This is a genomic window from Okeania sp. SIO2F4 (assembly GCF_010672385.1).
Taxonomy (GTDB): domain Bacteria; phylum Cyanobacteriota; class Cyanobacteriia; order Cyanobacteriales; family Microcoleaceae; genus Trichodesmium.
In genome coordinates this window covers 4,295-8,941 of the sequence record NZ_JAAHGT010000363.1, presented here as the reverse complement: position 1 = coordinate 8,941, position 4,647 = coordinate 4,295, and the positions used below count along the sequence as shown (strand labels likewise).

Below are 4,647 nucleotides of genomic sequence, written 5' to 3'. Positions count from 1 at the left end.
TAAAACCTCTAGACTACCCATTCTTTCTTACTTATGATCGCCATACAATGCGTAGGGGCGAATGGCCATTCGCCCCTACAACATAGACTCTTATCTTTCTGGTTTAATATTAAACCTGACGATGAGCAATTACAACATAAAAAGGATCGCCTCCTCCTAAACCTAACATCTGCAAAAAACTAGGTACATTTGACTGTTGAGAAATTACCTCTACTTGACTAAATCCAGGAACACCATTAGCATTTTTTACCGAGTCAAAATAACTCTTGACTAACTCTACCCTTCCCTCCTCCGAATTATCTCGCCAAGCAGCGATCGCCTTCTGAGAAAACATCCGATTAGAAAAACTAATAATTGCTATCCCACCAGGTTTAAGAATACGATGAATTTCATAAAATATGGCATCAGGATATTGTAAATATTGAATCGAAGCACAGTTCAGCACAGCATCAAAATCTTTGTCCGGTAAAGGTATTTTTAAATCCTGATTAAAATTCTGAACAAAGTAATGATTTAATTGACGATTTTTTGCCAACTCCTCCTCATTCATACCATGTCCTTCAACATGAGCAAATTCTATTTCTTCTGGTAAATGAGAAACCCAACTACTCATCATATCTAAAATTCGAGTATGAGGTTGGAGGCGATCGCGATATAAATTGGTCAACTGGTCAATAAACCCTTCATCCACATGAGTGACAAACCTGGGAAAAGAATAAAATAAACTATCGTCAGAATCATCTAACTTTGTCCGTTGTTTAGCTTGTAATAACATAAACAGTAGCGTTGTCTAGACTAAAATTTTGGGTCAAACCTAACCCCTCAACCCACTTCCTATCCACCCTTTGCCCTTTGAAACGGGGAGAATATTTCTCCCCTCTCCTTGTAGGAGAGGGGTCGGGGGAGAGGTCTTAATTTATGAAACTTACCCACAAACTAAATCTAGACACGCTAAATAGTCAAGGTAGGTTTACACTACATTTATTGTAGGTTAATATTATAAAATATATAGTAAATTGTAAAGGTAAAATATATTTAATACCAGTTCTCAAAAAGAATGCGTCAGGGCAAACTGCCGTTTGCCCCTACAATTTGTTTATACAGAAATAAATTTATATATATAGCACTTCTTTAATCTATGAGGTATAGTTTTAGATCCCCCCACGCCCCCAGATCCCCCCTAACCCCCCTTGATAAGGGGGGAACCGCTTAAAAAGGGGGGGAGTCTTCAAAGTCCCCCTTTTTAAGGGGGATGCGCGGGGGATCGTAAATGTACCTGATAACTGTTGCTATAGCATTACTTTTGAGAAATGGTATAACTAAAAAAAATCAAACAGTAAACTGAAAAATGACCAAAAAATAAGGTCTCCTGCTCCTTTTAATGGGATCAAAAAAATCACTTTGCTGCTGATAACTGATAACTGATAACTGATAACTGAAATGACTCAACTCCCACCTCTTATTTCCCGCGACATTTTATTTGGTAACCCCGAACGTACTAACCCAAAACTTTCCCCCGATGGTAAATATCTTGCCTACATCGCTCCAGATGAGAAAAACGTTTTGCAAGTATGGGTACGAACCATAGGTCAAGAAGACGATCGCCAAGTTACCGCTGACAAAAAACGAGGCATTCGGATCTATCTTTGGAGTTACAACCAAGACCAACTGATCTACCTCCAAGATGCTGAGGGTGATGAAAACTTTCATCTCTATCAAGTAAATATTCAATCCAACATAGTCCGCGACCTGACGCCATTCCAAGGAGTTAAAGCAGACATAGTAGATATAGATCCTAATTTTCCCGACCAAATATTGGTGGGGATGAACCTGGAAAACCGGCAAAAATTCGATGTTTACCGTATCAACCTCAACAATGGTGCAGTAGAATTTGACACTCATAACCCCGGAAATATCGTTGGTTGGACTGCTGATGCTCAATTCCAAATTCGGGCAGCGATCGCTAGAACTGAGGATGGAGGTTCCGACGTCTTTTATCGGGAAACCACAGAAAAATCTTGGGAAACTATGCGCCACTGGGGACCTAATGAAGAAGGTAGTCCAGTTCTTTTCTCCGATGATGGGAAAATTCTCTATATATCAGGTAATCATGATGCTAATGCTAAACGTCTAGTTGCTCTAGACCTCGCTGCTCGTCAAGAAAATGTAGTTGCTGAAGACCCCCAATATGACATGGGTGGCATCATAATTCATCCTACTACTCGTAACATTGAAGCAGTAGGTTTCTACAAAGAAAAATTAGAATGGCAAATTTTAGACGATAGTATTGTTGCAGATTTTGAATTTCTTAAAGCAGCTCACGAAGGGGAATTTCGCATCGTAGACCGTACTATCAACGATCTAAACTGGTTAGTATCTTATTTCACTGATGACGGACCTGTTTATTATTATGCTTACGACCGCACTGCCAAAACTACAACGTTTTTGTTTACGAACCAACCAAAACTAGAAGGTTTACAGTTAGCTTCTATGGAACCTGTTTCGTATACTGCTAAGGATGGTCTAACTATTCATGGATACTTAACTAAACCTGTGGGAGTTTCTACTTCAGGACCAGCAGTGCTTTTAGTTCATGGGGGACCTTGGGCGCGGGATACTTGGGGTTACAGACCCCAAGCTCAATGGTTAGCTAACCGGGGTTATGTGGTATTGCAAGTTAATTTCCGGGGGTCAAGTGGTTACGGTAAAGATTTTCTCAATGCTGGCAACCGGGAATGGGGCGCGAAAATGCACGACGATCTAATCGATGGAGTTAACTGGTTGGTTGAACAGGGTATTGCTGACAAGGATAAAATTGCTATCATGGGTGGTTCTTATGGTGGTTATGCAACATTAGTGGGATTGACTTTTACTCCGGAAGTTTTTGCTGCTGGTGTGGATATTGTCGGACCGAGTAATTTGATAACTTTAATGGAAACTCTTCCACCTTATTGGGAACCGTTGAAGAAAGTATTTTTCCATCGTGTAGGAAATTTGGAAACAGAACCAGAGTTTTTGAAGTCGCGATCGCCTCTGTTTTTGGTCGATAAAATTCAGAAACCTTTGTTAATTGCTCAAGGAGCGAATGACCCACGGGTGAAGGAGTCAGAAAGCGAGCAAATTGTTAAGGCAATGGAAGATGCTGGTAAACCTGTAAAATATGCTCTATACACAGACGAAGGTCATGGTTTTGCTCGTCCAGAAAACCGTTTACATTTTTACGCGATCGCTGAGGAATTTTTAGCAAAATACCTGGGTGGAAGATTTGAAGCAGTAGGAAATATAAAAGGTCACTCTGGTATAGTTAAATAATACTATGTTCGGATAATTAGCGATTAATTTAGTATTCTTGTAGGAACGTTCTATGGAATGTTCCTATATCAAGTTATTCAAGACAAAATATATACCAATGGATAATGGATAATTGATAATTAATCAATTCGTTTTAAAGCCTTCTATTTCAAGAGAAAAAAGAAATTGTGATTTCCCGATCATTCAATCTTCTCGGTTTTAAACAGAAGTAATTATCCATTATCAATTAATGAACTAAATTTGCTAAAATTAAAATTATTTTGATATATTCTTCTTTCTATTATAATTAATAATTATTATTTAATCTTTAATATGGCACATAAAAAATGGGGTCAAAAATTGAAATTATAGAACAAAGCTTTGCACAAATAAAACCGAATGCGGAGAAGTTTGCAGCCAGTTTTTATGTAAATTTATTCACAAAATATCCAGAGGTCAAACCACTGTTTGTTAATACTGATATGGAGAAGCAACAGAAAAAGTTGCTTGATGCTCTAATTTTATAGCGCTACGCGCTAGGGAATAGGGAATAGGGAATAGGGAATAGTACACTAATAAAGGGTTTCAGGATTTAGAAATGTCCTAACCTTAATGCGTAGCGCTATAGTAGTGGAAAATCTTCGACATCCAGGAGTATTAAAAGGAGTTGCAGAAGCATTAGGAGCGCGACACGTTAATTATGGAGTGCTACAGCAACATTATCCAGCAGTTGGTAAAGCATTACTAGAAACGTTAAAGCAGTATCTTCAAGAAAATTGGAATCCTGAAGTTAAAGTAGCTTGGGTTTATGCTTATCGTGGAGTTGCTAAATTGATGTTAAAAGGTGCAAACTATCAATCTTTGGCAGACATAGACGGAGAAATAGAAACACAGGAAGAGGAAGAAGCAGAGATAATACCTCCTAAAATTAACATTAATTCAGAGATTGGAATAACAAAATATCAAGTTGATTCACCTATAGAAATTATTGAAAATAGTTTTGAGAAAATCAAACCTTGCGGAGAATAATTTGCTGCTAGTTTCTATGAAAATCTATTTATGGCATATCCAGAAGCAAAACCATTATTTGCTAATACTGAGATGTCTAATCAACAGAAAAAATTGCTCAATTCTTTAGTATTAGTAGTGGAAAGTTTACGCCATCCAGAAGTATTAGTAGAAGTCTTACAAAACCTTGGTGATCGTCATATTAATTATGGTGCTTTGCCACAACATTATCCGTTAGTTGGGGAAGCATTATTGACAACTTTAGAACAATATCTTGGTGATAATTGGAATATTGAAGTGAAGAATGCCTGGGTATTTGCTTACGAACAAATTGTGGAATTAATGTTT

At 37.8% G+C, this 4,647-nt stretch carries 4 protein-coding genes and 1 pseudogene; 4 read left to right on the top strand and 1 reads right to left on the bottom strand.

Annotated elements, in window-relative coordinates; translation table 11 throughout:
- Nucleotides 1-109: 109 nt before the first annotated feature.
- Complete coding sequence (locus F6K22_RS21520; protein WP_293102456.1) at nucleotides 110-775, bottom strand: class I SAM-dependent methyltransferase; 666 nt, start codon at nucleotides 773-775, stop codon at nucleotides 110-112.
- A gap of 665 nt (nucleotides 776-1,440) precedes the next feature.
- On the opposite strand from F6K22_RS21520, the gene F6K22_RS21515 reads away from it, so the two are divergent.
- The 4 genes and pseudogenes from F6K22_RS21515 to F6K22_RS21500 form a co-directional block, all read left to right on the top strand.
- The gene (locus tag F6K22_RS21515; protein WP_293102453.1) at nucleotides 1,441-3,312 is read left to right on the top strand and encodes a S9 family peptidase; all 1,872 of its coding nucleotides are present in this window, start codon (nucleotides 1,441-1,443) and stop codon (nucleotides 3,310-3,312) included.
- A gap of 326 nt (nucleotides 3,313-3,638) precedes the next feature.
- On the top strand, nucleotides 3,639-3,818 hold the full coding sequence (locus tag F6K22_RS21510; RefSeq protein WP_293102450.1) for a globin family protein: 180 nt from the start codon (nucleotides 3,639-3,641) through the stop codon (nucleotides 3,816-3,818).
- Nucleotides 3,819-3,903: 85 nt separating this feature from the next.
- Complete coding sequence (locus F6K22_RS21505) at nucleotides 3,904-4,320, top strand: globin domain-containing protein (protein ID WP_293102447.1); 417 nt, start codon at nucleotides 3,904-3,906, stop codon at nucleotides 4,318-4,320.
- Between the two features lie 21 nt (nucleotides 4,321-4,341).
- Nucleotides 4,342-4,647 (top strand): annotated as a pseudogene (locus tag F6K22_RS21500) (globin domain-containing protein); the annotation flags it as partial.